The sequence below is a fragment of the Enterobacter sp. 3U4 genome (genome assembly GCF_057224565.1).
In genome coordinates this window covers 1239704-1261779 of sequence record NZ_CP136665.1, presented here as the reverse complement: position 1 = coordinate 1261779, position 22076 = coordinate 1239704, and the positions used below count along the sequence as shown (strand labels likewise).

The 22076-nt window shown below is 56.1% G+C and carries 17 protein-coding genes; 2 read left to right on the top strand and 15 right to left on the bottom strand.

Annotated features, from left to right (window positions below; genetic code table 11):
- The first annotated feature begins 144 nt into the window (after positions 1 to 144).
- Together pth and ychF are read left to right on the top strand one after the other, a co-directional pair.
- Positions 145 to 729, top strand: a complete 585-nt coding sequence (gene pth, locus RVY89_RS05925; protein WP_023336005.1) for an aminoacyl-tRNA hydrolase — start codon at positions 145 to 147, stop codon at positions 727 to 729.
- 126 nt (positions 730 to 855) lie between these two features.
- Positions 856 to 1950 (top strand): redox-regulated ATPase YchF, encoded by a 1095-nt coding sequence (gene ychF / locus RVY89_RS05920; protein ID WP_010432886.1) that lies wholly within the window; start codon positions 856 to 858, stop codon positions 1948 to 1950.
- 76 nt (positions 1951 to 2026) lie between these two features.
- Here ychF and comJ read toward each other — a convergent pair whose 3' ends face one another.
- The 15 genes from comJ to RVY89_RS05845 all read right to left on the bottom strand — a co-directional run bounded on the left by comJ (position 2027) and on the right by RVY89_RS05845 (position 22067).
- Positions 2027 to 2509, bottom strand: coding sequence for a competence protein ComJ (gene comJ / locus RVY89_RS05915; protein WP_484827188.1), 483 nt, complete (start codon positions 2507 to 2509; stop codon positions 2027 to 2029).
- A gap of 120 nt (positions 2510 to 2629) precedes the next feature.
- On the bottom strand, positions 2630 to 3061 hold the full coding sequence (locus tag RVY89_RS05910; protein WP_484827187.1) for an immunity 26/phosphotriesterase HocA family protein: 432 nt from the start codon (positions 3059 to 3061) through the stop codon (positions 2630 to 2632).
- Complete coding sequence (locus tag RVY89_RS05905) at positions 3058 to 7467, bottom strand: RHS repeat-associated core domain-containing protein (protein WP_484827186.1); 4410 nt, start codon at positions 7465 to 7467, stop codon at positions 3058 to 3060. The genes RVY89_RS05910 and RVY89_RS05905 overlap by 4 nt, the downstream gene beginning before the upstream one ends.
- A gap of 3 nt (positions 7468 to 7470) precedes the next feature.
- The gene (locus RVY89_RS05900) at positions 7471 to 7911 is read right to left on the bottom strand and encodes a DcrB-related protein (protein ID WP_484827185.1); all 441 of its coding nucleotides are present in this window, start codon (positions 7909 to 7911) and stop codon (positions 7471 to 7473) included.
- Positions 7912 to 7983: 72 nt separating this feature from the next.
- Positions 7984 to 9060 carry a hypothetical protein gene (locus RVY89_RS05895; RefSeq protein ID WP_484827184.1) on the bottom strand — a complete coding sequence of 359 codons (1077 nt, stop codon included), beginning with the start codon at positions 9058 to 9060 and terminating at the stop codon, positions 7984 to 7986.
- A gap of 3 nt (positions 9061 to 9063) precedes the next feature.
- Positions 9064 to 9639 (bottom strand): hypothetical protein, encoded by a 576-nt coding sequence (locus RVY89_RS05890; RefSeq protein WP_484827183.1) that lies wholly within the window; start codon positions 9637 to 9639, stop codon positions 9064 to 9066.
- A gap of 11 nt (positions 9640 to 9650) precedes the next feature.
- On the bottom strand, positions 9651 to 12356 hold the full coding sequence (gene tssI, locus RVY89_RS05885) for a type VI secretion system tip protein TssI/VgrG (RefSeq protein WP_484827182.1): 2706 nt from the start codon (positions 12354 to 12356) through the stop codon (positions 9651 to 9653).
- Positions 12357 to 12427: 71 nt separating this feature from the next.
- Complete coding sequence (locus RVY89_RS05880; RefSeq protein WP_484827181.1) at positions 12428 to 12880, bottom strand: hypothetical protein; 453 nt, start codon at positions 12878 to 12880, stop codon at positions 12428 to 12430.
- Complete coding sequence (locus RVY89_RS05875; RefSeq protein WP_484827180.1) at positions 12864 to 13667, bottom strand: DUF8093 domain-containing protein; 804 nt, start codon at positions 13665 to 13667, stop codon at positions 12864 to 12866. Before RVY89_RS05875 ends, RVY89_RS05880 begins: the two co-directional genes overlap by 17 nt.
- Positions 13668 to 13687: 20 nt before the next feature.
- The gene (locus RVY89_RS05870) at positions 13688 to 15106 is read right to left on the bottom strand and encodes a serine/threonine protein kinase (RefSeq protein WP_484827179.1); all 1419 of its coding nucleotides are present in this window, start codon (positions 15104 to 15106) and stop codon (positions 13688 to 13690) included.
- 24 nt (positions 15107 to 15130) lie between these two features.
- On the bottom strand, positions 15131 to 17746 hold the full coding sequence (tssH, locus tag RVY89_RS05865) for a type VI secretion system ATPase TssH (RefSeq protein ID WP_484827177.1): 2616 nt from the start codon (positions 17744 to 17746) through the stop codon (positions 15131 to 15133).
- 38 nt (positions 17747 to 17784) lie between these two features.
- Positions 17785 to 18828: a type VI secretion system baseplate subunit TssG gene (gene tssG / locus RVY89_RS05860; protein ID WP_484827176.1), complete on the bottom strand. Its 1044-nt coding sequence runs from the start codon at positions 18826 to 18828 to the stop codon at positions 17785 to 17787.
- Complete coding sequence (gene tssF / locus RVY89_RS05855) at positions 18825 to 20696, bottom strand: type VI secretion system baseplate subunit TssF (protein ID WP_484827175.1); 1872 nt, start codon at positions 20694 to 20696, stop codon at positions 18825 to 18827. The genes tssG and tssF overlap by 4 nt, the downstream gene beginning before the upstream one ends.
- A 2-nt stretch (positions 20697 to 20698) precedes the next feature.
- Entirely contained in the window at positions 20699 to 21262 is a 564-nt protein-coding gene (gene tssE, locus RVY89_RS05850) for a type VI secretion system baseplate subunit TssE (RefSeq protein ID WP_484827174.1), read from the bottom strand.
- A complete protein-coding gene (locus RVY89_RS05845; protein WP_484827173.1) occupies positions 21255 to 22067 on the bottom strand; it encodes a type VI secretion system accessory protein TagJ in 813 nt (270 codons plus the stop codon). Before RVY89_RS05845 ends, tssE begins: the two co-directional genes overlap by 8 nt.
- Between the last annotated feature and the right edge of the window lie 9 nt (positions 22068 to 22076).

The window sequence follows — 22076 nt, the reverse complement described above, 5'->3', positions numbered from 1 at the left end:
AAATAAGACTTTGAACAGCTTGAAATTCTAATTGTTCAAATGAGTAATTATTCGTATTTCACCGTCAAGAGCGCAGAATTTTGTCAAGCGGCGCGCCAGACAGTAAACTACGCGCCAGATCTGGAACCCATTAGGAATTGAATCGTGACGATTAAACTGATTGTCGGCCTCGCCAACCCGGGCGCAGAATATGCGGCCACCCGCCACAACGCCGGGGCATGGTATGTCGATCTGCTGGCCGAGCGGTTACGTGCTCCCCTGCGTGAAGAACCTAAATTCTTCGGGTATACCTCACGTATCAACCTTGCTGGCGCGGATGTTCGCTTACTGGTGCCTACCACCTTTATGAACCTGAGCGGTAAAGCCGTGGCGGCAATGGCAACGTTTTATCGCATCAATCCGGATGAAATTCTGGTGGCTCACGATGAGCTGGATCTCCCGCCTGGCGTAGCAAAATTCAAACTGGGCGGCGGGCACGGCGGCCACAACGGTCTTAAAGACATTATCAGCAAGCTGGGCAATAACCCGAATTTCCACCGTTTGCGCGTAGGAATCGGCCATCCGGGCGATAAAAACAAAGTTGTCGGTTTCGTACTCGGTAAGCCCCCGGTTTCTGAGCAGAAACTGATTGACGAGGCGGTAGACGAAGCGGCGCGCTGCACCGAAATCTGGCTGAAAGACGGGTTAACCAAAGCGACAAACCGCCTGCACGCATTCAAAGCGCAATAATCCGCCCGATCCGGCTTTTTTACCGCGCGTCATGCGGGTTACGTGTATAATAGGCGTAGTTATTTACTTTTCATCAATCGGTTATCGTTAACGGATTGATTATCAAGATATTAAGGTGATTTAGAAATGGGATTCAAATGCGGTATCGTCGGTCTGCCAAACGTGGGCAAATCCACCCTGTTTAACGCGCTTACCAAAGCGGGTATCGAAGCGGCGAACTTCCCGTTCTGTACCATCGAACCTAACACCGGCGTTGTGCCAATGCCGGACCCGCGTCTGGACCAGCTCGCGGAAATCGTGAAGCCGCAGCGCATTCTGCCGACCACCATGGAATTCGTGGACATCGCGGGCCTGGTAAAAGGCGCATCAAAAGGTGAAGGTCTGGGCAACCAGTTCCTGACCAACATCCGTGAAACCGAAGCGATCGGTCACGTTGTGCGCTGCTTCGAGAACGACAACATCATCCACGTCAACAACAAAGTGGATCCGGCCGACGACATCGACGTCATCAACACCGAGCTGGCGCTCTCTGACCTCGACACCTGCGAACGCGCGATTCACCGCGTGCAGAAGAAAGCCAAAGGCGGCGACAAAGACGCGAAAGCGGAACTGGCTGCGCTGGAAAAATGTCTGCCACAGCTGGAAAACGCCGGCATGCTGCGCGCGCTGAAAAACCTGACTGAAGAAGACAAAGCGGCAATCAAATACCTGAGCTTCCTGACCCTGAAGCCAACCATGTACATCGCCAACGTTAACGAAGACGGTTTCGAGAACAACCCGTACCTCGACAAAGTGCGTGAAATCGCCGCGGCTGAAGGTTCTGTGGTTGTTGCCGTGTGCGCGGCCGTTGAATCCGATATCGCCGAGCTGGACGATGCCGACCGTGAAGAGTTCATGGCCGAGCTGGGTCTGGAAGAGCCGGGCCTGAACCGCGTGATCCGCGCAGGCTATGAGCTGCTGAACCTGCAGACCTACTTCACCGCTGGCGTGAAAGAAGTGCGTGCGTGGACCATCCCTGTGGGTGCAACTGCACCTCAGGCTGCTGGTAAAATTCACACCGACTTCGAGAAAGGCTTTATTCGTGCGCAGACTATCGCGTTTGAGGACTTCATCACCTACAAGGGTGAGCAAGGCGCGAAAGAAGCAGGCAAGATGCGTGCGGAAGGGAAAGATTACATCGTTAAAGATGGCGACGTGATGAACTTCTTGTTTAACGTTTGATTTGTTTTGAATGAAAAAAAATCCACGCCATGGCGTGGATTTTTTTTCGAGATTAACTCCCCGGTTAGTATTAAATTTAAAAAACCCCTTCTTTGAGAGGATGATCTTTTATTCCTCCCCAAGGGTCATCAAGCAAAAACTTAGCAGCAATAGCTTCTTTTGCCGGTACAAGAGTGAAATTATAGTAAATTTCATCGCCTTCACAAATCTCATAAAAGAGTGAATAAACCTTATCGTTCACATCTATATTTAAATCGAATTTCTCAGTTGCAGAAGCGATTTGCAGCTTATCTTTATCCGTAATGAAAAATGGCACAACAATACAGCGCTGAGCATTTTCATCCATTTTAAAAGCATTCTCTATTTTGATATTGACGTTTGCTCCAAACGCGTCCTCTGGTAATGGATCGAATATAACATAATCCTTGTGTAGAACAGCACCTTGAGAAACATTGCCTTTTCCCCACTGACTCAGCTTTTCATCATAGTCTCGGGATCGTAACACTATTTGACTATGTGAAATAAGCAGGTCAACTATTTGTATTTTTTTATCATTCATTACATTACCTCGATTTTTATTCTCGTTCTACCGATAATGTGAGGTCAGGCCATCTTTTCAAGATGTTAATAAGTGGCTCTAATACGAAAGCTGACAGGGGAAGCACCCTTCCCCTGATGCTCAGATATTGGTCAGAATGTTATCGACAAGCTCAAACCCTGATACCCCCATTGTTGTGTAATTAGGGTATTCGGCAACAGACAACCTCCTAATTTCTTCCTCTCCATTATACAAACCACCTGCATAATTAAATATTTTCAGTTGTTTTTTTTCTTCTGTGAGATCAGCGTAACCAATAATTTTCCAAACGCCTTTGCTGATATTTTGGTTGCCAGTAAAGATAACTTTCGTCTCTTTACCAAACTTTTCAAAAACTAAAGGTGTTAATGAATCGCTATCCATAAGTTCTTCAGTATGCTGTATTGATAATATGCAGAAGCCTATGGCTTGCTTAAATTTTTTGCTTGGAGCAAAAACAATATGACAAATCGCATATTTCCCAGTGCTCAATGGAATGACAAAAATGTCACCCTCTTTGTATTTTACTTTCATAAACCATTACCTTTAAGAATTGATAAAGCATCTTTCAATACTTTCCCACCCCAATCACTGCTATGACCCGCAATATCATATGTGCTAGCATTTGGGTTATTAGGACTATATGATCTGATTTTATTGAGGAGATTTGTTAAGGAATTCGTTGACTTAGCTCCACCATTAAGATCCATAATTCTTTGTTCCAAGTATTTAGCTTCAGCCTTGGTCAAATTATTATCAAATATAGTCAGCTGTTCCAAATGAGATTTACCCGGTGTATTCGCATGGCTATTCAAACGCGTTGGTGCATCCCCACGTCCTACATAGATAATATTCTTTCCATCGTGTAGCACATACAACCCTTGTCCATTTACAGGATCATAATGTTTGCCTGTCCCCCCAGCCCTACGTGTAGAAGGTAAACCCTTACAAGGTGTTAGACCTAAAGGATCTGTCCAGATTATAGGATTAGGAGCATAGCTGTAAAGATTTAACCCGCCATTTAACCCTATTGGGTCCTGCTGCGTAAACCGTCCGCAGTCCGGGTCGTAATACCGGAACAGATTGTAGTGCAGCCCTGTCTCACGGTCCAGGTATTGCCCCTGCATGCGCAGGTTCTGAGAATATCCTGATATCTGCGTCTCGCTTTCACGCAGCAGCTTGCCCCAGGCGCTGTTCACGCCTTCCCAGCGCACCTGCCCTTCGATATCCGTCATCCGCTCCGGCGTGCCGTTGGGCTGGCAGTGGAACCAGAAAATCTCCGGCGCTTCCACGCCGTCAATACGCGCCAGCGGATCGTAGCTGTCCTGATCGCTGTAGACGTAGGTCAGCGGCACATCCCCGTGAACTTCCTGCAGCAGGCGGAACCCTTCCCAGACAAACCGGGTGGTGACCGGCTTGCCGGTTGGCTGTCCGCCCAGCATCTGGCGGCGCGTTTTGCTGATGCGGCGCCCGAGCGGATCGTAGCGGAAGCTGACCTGCGTCTGCGGCCTGTTGCGATCCCGCGGCTGGCTGATAACCTCCGTCAGGCGGTGTTCACCGTCGTAGCGGTAGTGCCAGCTGATCTGGCCGTTATCCTTCTCCACGGTGCGGCCGTGGAGGTCATAACGCCAGCGAATGCCGTTCAGCTGCGTCAGGCGGTTGTGCGTGACCTTCTCGGCAGCTCCTTCGAGCGGGTTACCGGCAGCGTCCCAGCGCCACTGCTCCTGTCCGGGCAGCGTACCGTCCTGAACGAGCAGACGCCCGGCGCTGTCGTACTGCCAGCGGTACCAGCTGAACGGGTTATCGTCCCGCTCTTCGCGCACCAGATTATTGCGGTAGTCGTAGTCCCAGCGGCGGGACCAGCGGCGCGGCGACGGGCGCTGGGCATTGCCGCTAAAGACGTCCCGGCGATGCAGTCGGCCGAGGCGGTCGTACTCGCTGCGGGTGGTCAGCAGCCCCTGAGTGCGGCTGGTCTCGCGGTGAAGTTCGTCGCGGGTAAAGTCGGAGACCGACAGCTTATCGAGCGCAATGCTGAGCAGATGTCCGCTGCCGTAGTAAAACTGCTTCAGCTCGCGGCCATCGGGCAGCGTGATAGAGGTGCGGTTGCCCAGCGCATCATACTCCCACGCCAGCTCGCCGTGCTCACCCGCCTCGCGCGTGACGCGACCAAGCGCGTCGTACTCAAAGGCAAGCTCCTGCTCTGCCTCGGTGGTCCACGCGTCGGCTGAAAGCGCAGGATGCAGCCCAATCCGGCTTAACAGCCCGGACGGCGTGTAGTGGTAGCGGGTCTGCCCTTCCGGCGTGGTGCGGGCGACCAGCTGGCCGCTCGCGCTCCATGCGAAGGCGTGGGTGATTGCCTCCGGATGACCGGCGGCGAAGGTGCGCGCAATCGTGCGCCCGCAGGCGTCGTAGCGATACTGCGAGGCCACGCCATCGAGTCCCACCTCTTCGAGCAGCAGCGAGTCCGCGCCCCAGCGGAACTGATACGCTTCGCCGTTTTCGTTTTCCAGGGCAATCAGACGCCCGCGGCTGTCCCAGCGGCGACGGACCTCTTCGCCCTGAGTATTACGGGTGGCGGTTAAGCGCCCCGCCTCATCGTATCTGAACTCGCTTTCTTTCCCGTCGGCGCCCGCATGCTTCACCGGCAGGCCACGCTCGTTCCATTTTAGCGATTCCGTCCAGCCTTCCGGGCGGTCAAGCTGCACTGGACGCCCTGCGGCGTCGTAGCGGTAGCGTGTCTCTTCGCCGTCGGCGCCGGTCTCGGCCACCAGCCAGCCCAGCGGATGATAGCGGTAGCGGGTAATACGCCCGGAACAGTCCGTCGCACGAACGATCTGCCCGGCCTCGTTGTACTCCTGGTAGCGGCTGTTGCCTGCGGCATCGACCTCTTCAACGACCTGGCCGAACTCGTCCCGGCGCAGCTGCGTAGTCTGCCCCATCGGATCCACCACGCGCTTCAGCCCGTGATGTTCGTCGTACCAGAACCGGGTAGCGCTGCCGTCTGCTTCGATAATGGCCGCAGGAAGCGCGCGGTGCTCCAGCCATGTGGTGGTGCGGGTATTACCGTCGGCATCGGTCTCCTGCACCCGGTTGCCCATTTCGTCGTAGACGAAGGTGACGGCGTTTCCGAGCGGATCGATGCGACGCGTCAGAAGCTCGTTGTCATTCCACTCGTAGCGCCAGTTTTCACCGCGCTCGTCAACGTAGCGGACAATCAGATTTTGCGCGTTCCAGTAGTGGCGGCGCGTTTGACCATCGTAGTGCTCGACGGTCGTCAGCCCGGCGGCTAAATCGTAGATAAAGCGGCAGCCGTCGCCGGTGCTGGTACGGTTTTCCACAACGCGCCAGTGGTCGAATTTTTTCCAGCGATATTCACTCTCCAGACCGCCCGGCATCCGGTGCCAGACCATCAGGCCATGGTCGTTGTAACGGTATTCACGCGTCACCACGCCGGAGGCATCCGTCGCGCTCGCCAGCTGGCCGCGCGCGTCGTAGCCCCACTGCATCAGCGGCCATGTCTGGCTGCCGTCGAAATGGCTGGCTGCGGTAACGCGATGCGGGAAGCGCTTATCTTCATAGCGCAGGGTAACGTCTATTGCCCGCGGCTCGTCATGAAGACCAACCAGCCTGCCCTGCTCGTCCCACTCCGTCAGCAGCGCGTTGCCGTATTCGTCGCTGAGGGAGGCCAGACGCAGGATGGATGGATTAGCGCGAGTCGGTTTGTAAAGACGCCACACCGCACCGTCATCGTCGGCAATCGCCACGTCGCCGCCCTCATTGCGGCGGATAATGATGCCCTCGCTGATGCTGTAAAACGCGCGATCGACCGGCGGTAGCTCAAAGCTCAGCTCGCGCCCGGTTTCATCGAACCAGGTCGCATTGTTATCTTCCAGCGTCAGATAGCTGTCAAAAGTTGTTGCCCAGCCCAGACCAAACAGCCCTTCGCGGGTGGTCAGGCTGTTGTAGCTGCGCTGCCAGCGGAGCGGGAAGCGCCCCGGCAGCGAGAAGTCGAGCTCGTCGTCGTCGTTCAGCACCTTCACGCCGGTGGCGGCGTGAACCGGGTGCGAGGAGCCAAACACGGCATTGACCGCCATATCCGCCAGCATCCCGCCGCCGGCCGCCGCCAGCGCGCAGGGCATGTTTTTCAGGATCTTGCCCGGACGCCCGCGCAGCAGGGAGAGCGCAATCATCCCCAGCGCCAGACCCGGCGTTTTACCGCTTTTGATATCGCGGACCGTTAGCGTGTCCCCGCCGATGATCACGTTCGGGGAGACGTCGTCGGAAACGGTGCCTTCGCAGGTGGTGCGATCTTTCGCACGTACCGCGGGCTGTCCGTTGATGAAGACGCTTTTGGAGCCTTCCGCCAGATACTGCGGCCCGGAGTGCTTTTCGCACGCCACCTTGTCTTCTTCCAGCGGCGAGGTTCCCGCGGCGGCCGAGGCGACACTCGGCTGCCACATTTCGCTGCCAAACTGTCCGGCGGCGGAAAGCAGCATGCCCGCATAATCGGCAAAGCTGCCCGGCGACTGCGGCTCAGGGGACGGTGTATCGGCAGGCGTCAGCGTTCCTGCCGCACGTGCGGCGGGGAGTGCGTTGGTCAGTACGTTGTTCGAACCGGTGGTAATTTTACCCGCAGGCGACGGCGGAAAAAGCGCATTGCCTAGCCCTTCCGCGGCGTTGCTGATATCGTCGGTGATACCCGCGACGTTTGCCAGCACGCCGCCAATGATGCCGCTTAACAGACAGCTGGATCCAATTGCGGCCACACCTGCAGCTGCTGCACCTGCCCCCAGCAATGGCGCCGCTACGGTTGCTGCTGCGCCTACCGCCGCACCGATCACCGCATAGGCGGCACCTTCCGCCACAATGCTGGTGATGTCAGCAAAAATGCTGGAGTGAATAATCTCGTCGCCCTTACGGGCCGCGTTGTTATCGCTCATGCCTTACACATTCCGGTTGTCGTTTAGCGTCAGACTCTGCTTAAGCGCGCTCCAGCGCACCTCATCCTCTTCGGTAAAGGCTCTGATTGCCGAGAGGGTAAAAATCATCAATACCGGTTTGCCCGGCGTCTGAACGGCGAGCTGTTTTTGCCACAGCCGCTGCCCGTTACGGTCAAACGTGGTTTCAACTTCCAGCCCGTTAATTTTTCCGTCAGGCCCGGCTTTTACGCTCCGGAATTCACTCTGGGCAATTTCGCCCATCTGAGGACGCAGCACGTCCCACTGGCGGTGAAACTCTTGTTCGTAGTCGCTACCATCGGGAATCACGCCGCGGCTGACCACCACGGACAGCCCGCTTTCGTCATCGCGAATAATGTTCATGCTGTTATCCTGCCAGGCAGCAGGAAAAAGGGAAAACGAACCTTCCTGGAGGGTGTATTTCATAAGTGAACTCGGGATGATTAATATTCAGAGAAACAAGAAGGCCAATCCATGCAGGCCTTTTGGCTGGCTGTTTTATTTAAGCCATTGCCCTGACTGATCGACTAAAACATGGCTACCTTTGCTGACAGTCAATTTCATGGGGGCATACGTCACGGTGTAAACGGTCTCGCCATTCTTATACGTTGAGCCGATTATTTTACCTGCAGAGTCGTGCAACGTGTTTCCCCTTAAGGAGATCGTACTGTTATCGCTTTTGCGCACGCCGAGATAAACCATCTCGTCACATTCACTCTCAAAATGGCCGCAGGTGTTCATCAGCGAAATAGCGAACTTTTCGGTGTCGAGCTTTCTGGTTTCCGCGTTTTGAACCGAAGCGGCTTTATGTAACGTATAACGCAGCGGAGCATAATAATTTCCTTTTTGTGGAGGAGTAACTAAGCGCCATTCCATTTCACTCCCCTTTATTTCCAAAACAGCCCGTCCGCCTACGCCGCCAAACGATGAGTTGAACTCTACGTTGGCATGATTGCTTGCTATCGTACCGCTAAGATTACGCTCATCATCTTCCGGGCAATCTATGCGGTTTCCTCTTTGGGAGATATAACAATAAGACCCGGTGATACGGTTGCCTGATTCAGCTAACCGCAGGGTTAACGTTGAGTCGTTCTCGTATTCGCCAGCCCATTCTCCGTCAAACGCGAGGCCAGATGAGCTGTTCGTTGCAAAATGCATCGCATTGAATCTGGCGGCCCATTGCTGAATATCGGCATGAATAACCGAGCTATTATCAGAAGACTGGTAATGAATAACGTCCGACTCTGGAACAACCCAGGCCGCAAAGATTTTGCCGTCAGGATTGATGACCAGCGCTGACGCATTCTCCAGATAGAGATCTTTTAACCAGCCTTCGACAAACAATCCGCCACCTTTGGTGGTATGTGGTTCACCAAATACATCAAAGTTATCAATAAAGGTCTGGTAATGATTGCCCAGTGTCTTCCTGAGATTGTCTGTCACTTCGCTATCGTTAACGATGCGATTTACCGTATCGAGCTTATTGTATTGCGATAATTCAAGCGCAGATGACGTTTCAACGACGCCTGTCAATAAAGCGGTGAACAATACGACTGACTGATATTTTTCGGTCATAAATTACTCTGAAGAACCATTTTCGTAATTCATTGTTATTTTTACAACCTTATTGTCTTTAACCTCAAAAGAAAGCAATTTCTTACCCAATTCATAGGAAATCCACTGCTCTCCGGAATCATTTTCGACCTGGCCACTACCGTAAGCTTTATTAAGTTCATTTATTGTTGAACCAATATGGATCCCACGAGGTGTTTTGCCATCCGCAGCAGTTAGCGTAATCTGTGAGACAATATAATCATCAATACTTCTCTCGGCCTTATCCCACCAAAGGTTGGAACTGAATATTTCTAGCCCAGAGTTTTGATGCTGAAAGAATTTATAATTTGTTCCGTCGAAAGGAACCTCCCCGACAAAACGGCCTTCAACCGGCAACTCAACTTTACGTGCAACGTCATTAGTCCATCTGTCGCCCAATGCGACAGTCTGTTTATTTATTTGTACAGAAAAATCGGGAATGGCTAAAAGAGTATGTGATGAATTTCCAATTTCTTTATTGATTGGAGCAGTCGCCGCATAACTGTTCAAACTGCAGAGCACCAGAACAGAACAGAAAACACTCAGAATTTTCTTACTCATAAGTTGATCCATTACTTAAATTTTGGAATATCATATGATAGGTTTGCTCCAGGGAAATTATCAAACATTTTCTTCATGTTTGATGTTTGGGCTACAGCCCAGTTGACATCAGTTGCATACTGATGCGTCCCTGGCGAAGCTGGGTTCCATCGCATCTTATAAAGATTGTTTTGGGCATAATCCGCATTATTAATGTATTTTTCGGAAATCCATTTCGCACCACCGTCTATCGCTTTTTCTGGCGAAGTCCATCCCATTTTATATGCGTAATTGGAACCTGTTTTAACGGCATTACCATCTAAAGCGCCAATACCGTACATATTATAAACTTTTACACCGTTGACCTCGACACCTTTTGCCAGTTCACTCGCTCCATTACCTGTTTCTAGAGCAGAATGCGAGGCGAGATAAACTTCACTGACATTGTATTTCTTTGCTGCGTCAAGATATGTTTTTTCTTGACCTTCAAGTACGCCTTTCCCTTTCAGGAAGGAAGCCATATCAGTTTCAGAAACACCTGATGAAGATGAGAGATCCAGGAACTGATATTTATCAGTTCCTGTATTGAAGTTATCCGGGTTTGCATATTTCTTAATATCATCTTCAGAGGCGTTAACAAAGCCGCGTCGCGTCCACTTTTGAGGTTTAGCCTTTAAATTCTTTTGCTTATCCACCATGTCCTGCAACGAATAATCATATTCACTGGTTTTGTCTGTGCCGGTTGATGCAGCTGAATTGTTTTGCGCAGGTACCGCTTTACCTGATCCTCCGGCAACTCCAGCACCGGCAGATTTTTTAGCCTGATCCGGAGAGAAATACGCCTGCACTGCCGCATCAATATCCCCTTTATGCCCCGATCCCGGTGCCGTTGTGCCAGGTTTTGTGCCAGAGGTATTCAGATGCAGCTTACCGCCCGTCGTGATATGACCATCCCCTTCCACAAAGAAGTTAAACTCTTTGCCGATGAGGTTAATCTTGCCGTTAGCATTCAGCTCAATGGCGCTTTCACCTGAGACCAGCCGCAGCTTCGTCCCGGAAGCAATCACATACTGCTCCACCGCCGCATCCAGCTTGCCTTTCCCCGTCAGGATCTCGGTTCCACCTTTCACGGCCTGAGTCTGATTCGCTTCCACGCGATGCAGCTCGTTTTTCTTCACGTAATGGCTGCGCGCCCCGCCGACGCTGTGCGTTTCATCATTTTTAACGCTGGTGTCCATGTTGCGTTCGGCCTGGATCCACACCTGCTCTGCACCCGCTTTATCCTCAAAGCGCAGGGCGTTGGCATTATCGACGGAACCGTCTTTCGTGCGGCTCATAAAGCCCATCTGCGTCGCCGCAGCCGGCAGCGCCCACGGCGGCATGCTTGCGTCGTTGTACACGCGCCCGGTAATGATCGGACGGTCCGGGTCGCCGTTGATAAAGTCCACCACCACCTCATCGCCGACGCGCGGGATTTGTACCCCGCCGTAGCCCTGGCCCGCCCACGCGCTCGACACGCGCACCCAGCAGGAGCTGGTGTCATCGCCCTTCGCCAGACGGTCCCAGTGGAACTTCACCTTCACGCGGCCGTATTTGTCCGTCCAGATACTCTCGCCGTTCGGCCCCACCACCTTCGCGGTCTGCGGGCCGTAGGTGCGCGGCCACGCCGTGGTCTGCGCCGGACGGTACGCCACCGACGCCGGGATGACCGTGAAATCGGTACGGTGTATGGTCTCCCCCTCGCCGCTGGCATAGCGGTTCTCTTCGAGGTGGTAACCCGCCGCCGTGACCAGATACTCACCGTTGTCGCTGAAGAACGGCGCGTTGGTTAACGTGAAGGTGTGCCCCGGCGCAATCCCCGCCGCCGTTGCCGTGGCCTGAATCTGCTGATGCTCTACCTGCCAGCGCTCCTGACGGATGCGGGCATAGAACTCCCCGTGCCCCTTGTCCACAAAGCGTCCCGGCCAGTCGTACACGTCAATGCTGCCCGGCTTCGGCGACGCCGGGTTCTGCTGGGCCTGGAACAGCCACGCGTTCGGCTTGCGGAAGTCATAGTCGTCGAGGCTGTAAATCCCCGGCGTCACGCTGTCCTCCAGCGCCCACTGGCTGATGCCCTCTTCGTCCGTACTGCCGCCCGACGGCGTCTGGTGGTAAGGGATGACCTCATAGCCGCTGAACGGCTGGTGCTGCGTGGCGGCGTCGGTGAGCACCAGGGTATGTTTGTCCGCCTCGTGGCGGAAGTAATACGCAATCCCCTCCAGCTCCATCAGGCGGCTGATGAAGTCCAGGCTCGACTCCTGATACTGCACGCAGTAGTCCCACACCCGGTAGCTGCCGGTGAGTTTGTCCTCAACGTTGACCTGATGCTCGCCGAGCAGGGTTTTCACAATCTGCGGCACCGTCTGGCCCTGGAAGATACGCAGGTTTCGGTCGCGCTTCATCGGCCACAGATCCGGCTCCACCGTCAGCTGGTAGACCGCATAGCGGGTGCCCGTCAGCTCAACGGCGCTGACCGCCACGCGGGTAATCTTGCCGTTAACATAGCGGGACGTCAGCAGATTCTGCGTCGGGATGGTCACCGTGACCGGCTGGCCCAGCAGCCTGCTGCGGTCGATGCGCGCGTCCGTGCCGAGCACGGTCAGCGTCAGCGCGAACGACTCGGACATCGCCTCGCGGCCCGTCAGTTTCCAGAACAGAAGCCCCTCCACCGGGAGCTGAACGGTAATTCGGTTGAGCATAATCTTCATTCCATATTGCTTATGCGATTCAGAAAAGAGGTTCGCATCTATGCATGAGCGTCATTTATATATCAAAGTGAATGAGTTTTTTCTCTTTTGCCCATTAAGTAAATAAGAGAATATACTTTCAGCAGTTCCGAGATAACAAACAATCCTAAATTCACCCAGACACTTGAAATACCAAAAACACTTACCAGAAGTGGGAAAATAGAAACCGAACATCTGAACGAAATCAGGCGAAAAAATTCCTGAACAAGGGCGAATTTAATCGCAACGTCTTTTCTCTTAAAAAATAGCCAGACAGAAACAAAAAGTGAAAGCAGCAAGAGCAAATCAAATATAAAAAAGAGTGTTACGATAAAGCTGTAACCGCCTCCTGAAGCTACATCTGAGGTTCTTGTGAACGTGATTATATCTGAAATGAAGGGGATTCTGTCCTGGCGAAATGAATTTACAGAATAAAGAAAAAGAGCCAGTACATCCATGCATCCCCAGAAATACCATAATTTACTTTTTAAATTCATAATCCTCTTCTCTGACTCCAGGTATCCATTGCCATGATTTACCACTTACTGCCCAGGCATCGTCGCTCTCAAGGTATTTCTGATAAATGGATCGTTGTTCTCCGTATCGTCTGATGACAGATTTTGCAGATATAAACGCGCGCGAATCACCGTCCAGTTCTGCGGGTAGTGCTGTCCAGCGCTGGATTTTATCGCGCGAGGTATTCATGTAGTCCTTACCGTCCGATCCAAACACCCGTCCCTCGTCCCCCATGCTCGTCAGCCGATTAATCGCCATAATCACAACATTTTTTGTGCCATGATAATCATCTTCAACAGTTTTCCAGTAACCCGGTCCGTAGTGAGCGGTCGATGGAATAAATGAATCACGCGTTGGGGTTGGTTTTCCAAACAGAGCGACATTATTTCGGTAACGTTCGAGGATGTAATTCACAAAAGCTGGGCTGTACATCGTCTCATCAACACAAAACAGCTCCCCTGACTCAGAGATGAAAAAGGGATACAGAGCTTTTGTCCGTTGACGGCGATCGATTAAGACCACCTCTCCTGAGTCAATTAACCGTTCAATTTTACTAAGATTTTGTGCGTAGAGAGGATCAAACACGGCATTAGGATTAAATTCGAAGCGACGTCGCAACGTTAAACCATCAATGCTGTGAAATGGATTTAAAGCACCGCGCACCACAACAAATTCACGTCCTACATCGCTCCGTGCATAAACAGGAGAGACAATCTTTTCGAATTCCTTTGGATGAAGCCTTTGGCTTCGAAGATCGTACACTTCCATAGTTTCTCCTGTTTATATTTCTACGGATTCACCAGCCAGGTGCCCGGTTTGGTGATATCCAGCGTCTGACCACGCGTTCTTCCGTTGCCCTGAAGCTCAATCTTCGCCTTACCGGCCGGCAGCTTGAGCGATGCATAGCCGTTGGTTCCTGGACGCAGCGCTTTTGGCTCACCGTTCACTTTCAACGTTTCGCCGTCGAGGATGCGGATATAGACCAACGCAACAGGGCTCTCGACAGGCGGTGGCGTCTGCTGTGCCGTCGCCTGCTCGCTCACCTTCGCCGTTTCTGGCTTCACGTCTGGCGCGTTCGCGGCGGTTTCGGTTGGACGCGTCTCTACCGGTGCCTGCGCAGCCTGCTCTGGCGCATCTTTGCCGCCGCTAAACAGCATCGCGCCAGCGATAACGCCGACCAGCACGCCTGCGGCTACCATGCCCGGGATCCTGTAGCGGCGCCAGTCGAGCAGCGACGCCGGTTTTTCGTCTTCCACCGGAACCAGCATCGTGCCGGGCTTTTTCGCGGTCAGCACATCGTTGATACCGGCGACCGGCATCTCAATCAGCGCGGCGAACTCGTCGATGGACTGCGGACGGTCCTCCATGTGCAGCGCCAGCGCGCGGTCAATGGCCTGCAGCAGCGGAATGGAATAGTCCTGCGGCATGATTTCCACCAGCGGTTTGCAGGTATCCTGAATAGAACGCACCACGCTGACCGGCGGCGGAGAGCCCACAATCAGGGTACGCAGCACGGCGCCGAGGGCGTAGATATCCGTCCACGGGCCCTGCTCGCTTTCGTTGTCGTCGGTGTACTGCTCAATCGGCGCAAAGCCCGGACGCAGCATGGTTTCCGTTTCGTCGGAGAGGTTACCAATCGTGCGGCGCGCGGAGCCGAAATCGAGCAGCACCGGCAGGCCGTTATCCTGGATCTGGATGTTATCCAGAGAGATATCGCGGTGCAGGTAGCCTTCGTCGTGGATGGTCTTGATCGCACCGAACAGCATCGGCAGCGTGCGGCGGATCCAGGCTTCGTTGATCAGCTCCGGCTTTTCTTCACGCAGGCGTGAGAGCGTCGTGCCGCTGTAAAACAGCGTCCCCATGTAGGCCGTGTCGTTTTGCACCCAGAAACGCAGAACGTGCAGCAGGTTCGGGTGGTTAAAGCGCGCCAGCAGACGCGCTTCCTGAATAAAGCTGTTCAGGCCCGCGGAGAACGCTTTGCCAAAGCGCTCGCTGCGCAGCACCAGGGTCATGTCGTCGCCGCGTACGGCGAGCGAAGAAGGCATAAATTCTTTGATAGCGATAGTGCGTTCGAGCTGGTGATCCCACGCGCGATAGACGATGCCAAAACCGCCGCCGCCGATCACCTCTTTGATTTCAAACTCGTTGAAGCGGTACCCGACCGGGAGCGCGTTTGGGACAGTCCGATTGTTATCATTATCCGTCATCTTTTACAGTTCTCTTGATGATTATTACGCGGCAAACTGACAGTGAAACTCGCCCTGCTCGCAGGTGACGTGCAGACGTCGGTACTGCTCGTCGCTGCGGCTGGCGGTAAGTAAGATCTGGCTCATCTGAGGCAGCAGGGTGTTGGTCAGAATAGCATCCACCATGCGGCCGCCGGACTCCACCTCGGTACAGCGCTGAACAATCTGTTCCACCACGCTGTCGTCAAACTCAGAAATAATGCTGTGATTCTCTTCCAGACGGCGCTGAATGCGCTTGAGCTGCAGGCGAACGATCTGCCCCAGCATCTCGTCGCTGAGCGGGTAGTACGGCACCACCAGCAGGCGGCCCAGCAGCGCCGGCGGGAATACCTCCAGCAGCGGCTGGCGCAGGGCGCCGCTTAACGCCTCAGGCTCCGGCACCAGCTCCGGATCGGCGCACATGGCGCTAATCAGGTCGGTACCGACATTGGAGGTCAGAATAATGATGGTGTTACGGAAATCAATGTGGCGCCCCTCGCCATCCTCCATCCAGCCCTTATCAAAGACCTGGAAGAAGATTTCGTGGACGTCCGGGTGCGCTTTTTCTATTTCGTCCAGCAGCACCACGCTGTACGGGCGGCGGCGCACGGCCTCGGTTAGTACCCCGCCTTCACCATACCCTACGTACCCCGGAGGCGCACCTTTTAAGGTGGAAACCGTGTGCGCTTCCTGGAACTCGCTCATATTGATGGTGATAACGTTCTGCTCGCCGCCGTACAGGGATTCGGCGAGCGCCAGCGCGGTTTCGGTTTTACCGACGCCGGACGGGCCGCACAGCATAAAGACGCCCACCGGTTTGTTCGGATCGTCCAGCTTCGCCCGCGAGGTTTTCACGCGGCGGGCAATGAGATCCAGACCGTGACGCTGGCCAATAACGCGCTGGTTGAGCGTGTCGGCGAGGTTGAGTACCGCATCGATCTCGTTTTTCACCATCCGGCCCAGCGGGATCCCGGTCCAGTCAGAGACCACCGCGGCAACCACGTTTTCATCCACCGCCGCAAACAGCAGCGGCTCGTCACCCTGTAAGGCGTTCAGCGCCTGCTGCTGTTCCGCCAGCTGGCCGCGCAGCTCAGCGGTGTCTTCATCTCCCGCCGCGAACAGCGCCGCGCGCAGGCGAATAATCTCCTGCACCAGGCTGCGCTCTTCTTCCCAGCGCTCGGCCAGGGCTTCGCGTTTTGTTTCATACGCGTCGCGTTCGGCGCGTAACGTTGCTTCGCGCTCGGCGTCACCGGCCCCCACGCGCGCTTCGCGTTCAGCAATCTCAATCTCAACGTCCAGCGCGGCAAGATGGCGCAGGCAGTCTTCAAGCTGCGCAGGCGGCGCGCTCTGGCTGACCGCCACGCGGGCGCAGGCGGTGTCGAGCAGCGCAACGGCTTTGTCCGGCAGCTGACGCGCCGGAATGTAGCGATGAGACAGCTTCACCGCCGCGCTGACCGCTTCGTCGAGCAGCAACACCTGGTGGTGCGTCTCCAGCGGCGACACGGTGCTGCGCAGCATCAGAATGGCTTTCGCTTCGTCCGGCTCGTGAACCTGAACCGTCTGGAAACGACGGGTCAGCGCCGGGTCTTTCTCGATGTACTTTTTGTATTCCGCCCAGGTGGTGGCGCCGATGGTGCGCAGCTGACCGCGCGCCAGGGCGGGCTTCAGCAGGTTCGCCGCATCGCCGGTCCCCTGCTGGCCGCCTGCGCCAATCAGGGTGTGGATCTCATCGATAAACAGAATGATTGGCGTGGCGCTGGACTGGACTTCATTAATGAGCGCCTGCAGACGGGCCTCGAACTCGCCTTTCATGCCTGCGCCTGCCTGCAGCATGCCGATATCCAGCAGCCAAAGCTGAATGTTCTGCAGGGGCTCCGGCACGTCGCCGTCGGCGATACGCAGCGCCAGCCCTTCCACTACCGCCGTTTTCCCGACCCCGGCTTCCCCGGTCAGCAGAGGATTGTTCTGACGACGGCGCATCAGGATATCGACCATCTGGCGGATCTCCTCGTCGCGTCCGACAACCGGGTCAATCTTCCCTTCCCGGGCGCGGGCGGTCAGGTCCTGACCGTACTGGGCCAGCGTCCCCTGGGCTGCCGGTACCGCACCCGCCGGTGCATCGACGGCGGCAGCGGCCTGCTGCGTCTCTTTGCTGTTGGCGCAGATGGTATCGAACTGCTCAATCAATACCTCGACGTTAAGACGGGTGAACTGCGCCGAAATGCTTTTCAGCACGTTGGCCAGATTCCAGGTTTTGAGCATGCCGATCAGCAAATGGCCGCCGCGAATACGGCTGACGCCAAACTTCAGCGAGCCGAAGACCCAGGCGCGCTCCACTGCGCTGTCGATATGCTCGGAGAGATCGGAAACGGAACTCGCCCCGCGCGGAAGCACATCCAGCGCGGCAACGATATCGCGCGTCAGCTGCTGTTCATCAAGGGCAAAGTGGCGGATGACCTGCTGCAGATCGCCATCCTGCTGCTGCATCAGCTGATGCAGCCAGTGCACCAGCTCAACATAGGGGTTGCCGCGCAGCTTGCAGAACGCAGTCGCGCTTTCCAGAGAGGTAAATAACAACGTATCCAGTTTGCCGAAAAGCACGGCACGGCTAATTTCTGACATGTTAGTTTCCATTAACAATGATTCGGTATACGGAAGGATTACCGCTCTGCGCGATACACCAGATCGCCGCGCGGGGCAGGCTGCGGCTGAAGGCCCAGCCAGGTGTTATAGCCCAATCGCGCATGACTGCCGAGCGTGGCGCCCTGCACCGCGTCTTCGCGCAGGATCACCCGCGTTTCCCATTCAAACTCCACTCCGGCGTACTGACGCACCCAGTCGCGCAGCTCGGTGACCCACGCTTCACCCGGGAGAAAGCGGTTGTACTCCTCCGCGCTCAGCGGGCCAATCTCGATGCGAAACTTATGCTGCACGTCGCGGACGGCGACGCCGAGAAACGCGGATTCACCCATGCGCGGCATGCGGCGTCCTGTACCCAGCTGCGCCTGCTCGCGCGTGGTGAGCGGCATCCACTGCGGCACGTTGCTGACCAGCTTGACCGGCGCCTTAAAATAGCTGCGCAGGATCTTCTCCAGCCCTTCCGGATCCCGCCCGTGACGGGTCAGGTGCCCGGCGTGGGTAAAGCGGGCGTGCGAGCTCAGGCTGCCTTTGTTTATCTGACCCGGCTGGCCCATACCAATCAGCGACGCCAGGTAGCCCTCAAAGCGTTTGTTATCGGCGCGGTCCAGCGAGACGGTGGGCTGAGCATCCGCCCAGGCGCGGTAAAACAGCAGCGCCAGACGATGATGGAACAGATCGGCAAACGCGCTCAGGCTGGTGTCCTGATGATGATAAATACGCTCGCGGGCGTACTCGGTCATGTGGACCGGCAGCGGGCCGTTCGGGCCAAACAGGCCGAAGCTGAGGATAGATACCTCATGCAGCCCGCTCTCTTCCCGCTGACGCACCTGGGCCAGCGTCGACGGGGCAAAACTCATCGACGGCTGCTGGCCGATGCGCAGCGGTTCAAATTTTGGCAGCGGCGCGCGGCCCAGCGGGTAGCGCTCGCCGCCCTGGGCATCAATGCGCCTTAAGAGCTGAAACAGATCGTAGCGCCAGGGCGTCTCGCGGACTCCGTGCCAGAACGCATCCGGCAGCTTCGTCAGGCGATGCACGCGCAGCGGTGCAGTGGCGGCGTCACTCATATCAGCGCCCTTTTACCCATGCGCGGCGCCCAGTAGCCAATCTCGCCGCGCTGCTGGCTTTTCAGGGAGAACTCAGTAAAGCTGTTGATGGAGACCAGGCGTGCAAAAAGACGCTCCATCACGCTGCCGAAGAGCCACGGGCTGGCCCCCGAAAAGGCTCGCTCATCCACCGTCAGGGTAATGCCGATCCCGCGGGCGAACACGACCGGGCCGGGTTCAGGCACGCGGCGGTGAACCGGCTCCAGCACGCAATTACGTACCCCCTCCACCTGACGCGCCACGGGCGTTTCGGCCAGGTTGGCGTACAGCCCTAACAGCTGGCGCAGCGCGGCAGCCCCCTCCTCATTGTCACTGTCCATCAGGCTGAGGTAGTTCATCTGCAGCTGGCTGATGAGCCGCCAGGTGCTGAACCCTTCAGCCAGCGCCGGACGCGGCGGCGTCGGGCCTTTACGCAGGGTGAGGGATTTCACCGGCATGGAATCGGCCATAATGAATTGACCGAGCTCCTGCTGCAGCATCAGCGGCAGGTCGCGGCTGGTGCAGAGCACCTCGGCAGAAATATAGCGCAGGTTTTCCTGCCAGGGGGCGTGCTGTTCATCCACCAGCGAGACGAAGACCTCCGAGCCGATATAGCCGGTACGGGTGCCGTAGCGCAGGGCATGCTCGGACAGCACGCGCTGTTCACGACGCAGGGAAAAATAGGCCCCGTAGTTGCCCGCATCGCCGCTCCAGGTACTCCAGAACGGACGAAACGTCTGGTCATCGCGCTGACCATCCGCGCTGCCATAGATTTTATTGACCGCGTAAATTTCATAATCCAGCGGACGGATGTTATCCACCACCAGATGGTATTCATGCTGGCCTTCATTCAGCTTCTGACGCGCCGCGACCTTTGGGAACAGGTTGATGACCGGCGTACAGTGCAGCGCCAGATGGCTGGCATCGACCACGCGCTCCAGTTGTTCATCCGACTTATCCAGCAGGATAAAGATATCGAAGGCTTTTTCGTCTTCACAGCGCTGGATAAGCTCGCTCAGACCGCTCAGGCTAATGAAGCGGAAACGGGCCGGAAACGCGAAATACTCCTGCAGCAGACGATAGCCGTCAAAGTTGCGCAGATCGTCCGGAAGCAGCGCCTGATCGGGCTCAAAGCCCTCCTGGCGCAGCGCATCCGACGCCAGCAGCTGTCGCTGCGGCTGCGGGCTGACCGTCTGGCAGACGATCCCGGCGTGGTGCTCCATCACCAGCTCCAGCAGCTTGAGCGCTTCAATATCCGGACCGGCGAGGAAAAATTCCAGACGGTCGAAATCCAGATGGCCAAGATTCTGTGGGCCGTCGCAGGCGATGCGGATCCGTAAGGCGCTGCCGATCCCCCGCTGGCTCAGCCCCAGCTGCGCGAGCGGCAGATCGGCGGGCACGCCGCCCAGCTCGACCTTGTCAATTTTTAGCGGCAGCAGGTTAACCTCGTGCGCCGTGGTATAGCTGCAGGTCACGCCGGTTTTTTTCAGCGCCAGGCTGTCCATCATGGTACCGCGCGGCACAATGAAGCCCTTGCTCAGGTCGCCCCGGCTGCTGTCGGGCTGAATCTCCGCGATCGTCATCGACGGCGTGGGCGCGAGATAGTTAGGCGCAATCATCTCCAGCAGACGCTGGGAAAAGCGCGGAAACTCCGCGTCCATTTTCATCTGCACGCGTGAGGTCAGGAAGGCGAAGCCCTCCATCAGACGTTCGGTATACGGGTCCGCCACTTCGATGCCGCGCATGCCCAGCCGTCCGGCGACTTTAGGGTACCGTTCGGCAAACTCGGCCCCCATTTCGCGCAGGTAGGCCAGCTCACGGTTATAGTATTCGAGCAGTTTACTTTCCACGATTACCCCGCATCTTTCAGTTCAAAATGGCCGTTTTCCAGATCGACATCGGTACGAAACAGAAACTCCAGCGGGTACGGCACGCACCATAAGCGCCCTTTGATCTCGATGGAGAGCACGTTGTGCAGATCCAGCGAGGAGGTATCCGACACGCAGCGAACCTGCAGCCCCTGCGGCAAAATGCGTGGTTCAAAATTGATGATGGCTTCAGTGAGCTTGCGCTGAATGTCGTGCCATTCGATGTCCGACATTCTTTTCCCGGCCAGCGGCGCGACGCCGAAGTTAACCACCGAGCGGCTGACGTGCGGTAGCGCGCTCAGATCGCCGGAGGCATCCTGGTTGATGGTGTTAAACAGCCACTGCAGATCCCGCAGGACATTGCGGCGCAGGGCGGCGTGGGTGATCAGATTGCTGTTGGCCGACTCGCGCTTTTTTTCCGGATCGTTATCGGTGAGGCGATCGAGCAGCGAGGGCTGCATTTTGTCGCGCGCCCCCACCTTTTCCTGCTTGCTGCGGGCTTGCCAGCCGCTGCGCAGCAGATCGCCTTCGCCAGCGGGATTACTCATCGGCTCCATCCGTTGCAAACGTCACGAGGCTTAGCGACAGCAGCGGGCTTTCGCTTTGCTCGCTCAGCCAGGCTTTCTGACCCGTGCCTTCGTAAAGGGTGCCGTCTTCGTCGAGCGGCTGCCAGTCGGTGGTGCGCCCCAGCTTGACCGCATCAGAGGCATCTGCTGCAAACGGATAACGCGCCGGGATCTGACACACCTGTTCCGTTCCGTCGGTCAGGCGCACCAGCGCGTGACGCCAGACCAGATCGGTGACGCTGGCAGGCGCCTGGAAACGGATCTCCGCGATAGCGTTAAACGGCAGCCAGAAATAGCGGCCGTTGACGATGGTTTCGCACACCGGGCCGAGACGGGCATCGCCGTCCATCAGCCAGTCAAAGGCCTGCGTCTCCTCGTTTTCGAGAGTAATGTTGCCAGGAGTGGCCTGCGCCTGTTTGAGAGCCTCCAGACGCAGCGCCTGCGCGCGCTCGCCCTCCTCGCTCAGCGCCGCGGCAAGGGTGGTAAGCCACGGCCACTGGGTTTCAGGCATGGCCGGACGCGCCTGTCCCGTCATCACCTGCGCGCGCTGCAGCTCGCCCTGAATGGACTGCTCCAGCAGCGTGACGGTGGGCTTCGCCTGCGGCTTCAGCGCCAGCCAGCTTTTCAGCTGGGTCAGAGCACGCGTCCAGTTGCCGCTGAGGGTTAAAAACTGCACGAACGCGGCGCGGAGATCGGCATCCGCAGGACGGGCTTTGATTTCTGCTTCAAGGCGCGCGAGCGCGTCGTTGAGCGACTCACCCGCCAGGTGTTGATAGAGCGTATTCATCGCTATTCC

Excerpts from the sequence above, each read along its gene's own strand:
- ychF (WP_010432886.1), top strand. The coding sequence starts at position 856 with ATGGGATTCAAATGCGGTATCGTCGGTCTGCCAAACGTGGGCAAATCC.
- comJ (WP_484827188.1), bottom strand. The coding sequence starts at position 2,509 with ATGAATGATAAAAAAATACAAATAGTTGACCTGCTTATTTCACATAGT.
- RVY89_RS05910 (WP_484827187.1), bottom strand. The coding sequence starts at position 3,061 with ATGAAAGTAAAATACAAAGAGGGTGACATTTTTGTCATTCCATTGAGC.
- RVY89_RS05905 (WP_484827186.1), bottom strand. The coding sequence starts at position 7,467 with ATGAGCGATAACAACGCGGCCCGTAAGGGCGACGAGATTATTCACTCC.
- RVY89_RS05900 (WP_484827185.1), bottom strand. The coding sequence starts at position 7,911 with ATGAAATACACCCTCCAGGAAGGTTCGTTTTCCCTTTTTCCTGCTGCC.
- RVY89_RS05895 (WP_484827184.1), bottom strand. The coding sequence starts at position 9,060 with ATGACCGAAAAATATCAGTCAGTCGTATTGTTCACCGCTTTATTGACA.
- RVY89_RS05890 (WP_484827183.1), bottom strand. The coding sequence starts at position 9,639 with ATGAGTAAGAAAATTCTGAGTGTTTTCTGTTCTGTTCTGGTGCTCTGC.
- tssI (WP_484827182.1), bottom strand. The coding sequence starts at position 12,356 with ATGCTCAACCGAATTACCGTTCAGCTCCCGGTGGAGGGGCTTCTGTTC.
- RVY89_RS05880 (WP_484827181.1), bottom strand. The coding sequence starts at position 12,880 with ATGAATTTAAAAAGTAAATTATGGTATTTCTGGGGATGCATGGATGTA.
- RVY89_RS05875 (WP_484827180.1), bottom strand. The coding sequence starts at position 13,667 with ATGGAAGTGTACGATCTTCGAAGCCAAAGGCTTCATCCAAAGGAATTC.
- RVY89_RS05870 (WP_484827179.1), bottom strand. The coding sequence starts at position 15,106 with ATGACGGATAATGATAACAATCGGACTGTCCCAAACGCGCTCCCGGTC.
- tssH (WP_484827177.1), bottom strand. The coding sequence starts at position 17,746 with ATGTCAGAAATTAGCCGTGCCGTGCTTTTCGGCAAACTGGATACGTTG.
- tssG (WP_484827176.1), bottom strand. The coding sequence starts at position 18,828 with ATGAGTGACGCCGCCACTGCACCGCTGCGCGTGCATCGCCTGACGAAG.
- tssE (WP_484827174.1), bottom strand. The coding sequence starts at position 21,262 with ATGAGTAATCCCGCTGGCGAAGGCGATCTGCTGCGCAGCGGCTGGCAA.
- RVY89_RS05845 (WP_484827173.1), bottom strand. The coding sequence starts at position 22,067 with ATGAATACGCTCTATCAACACCTGGCGGGTGAGTCGCTCAACGACGCG.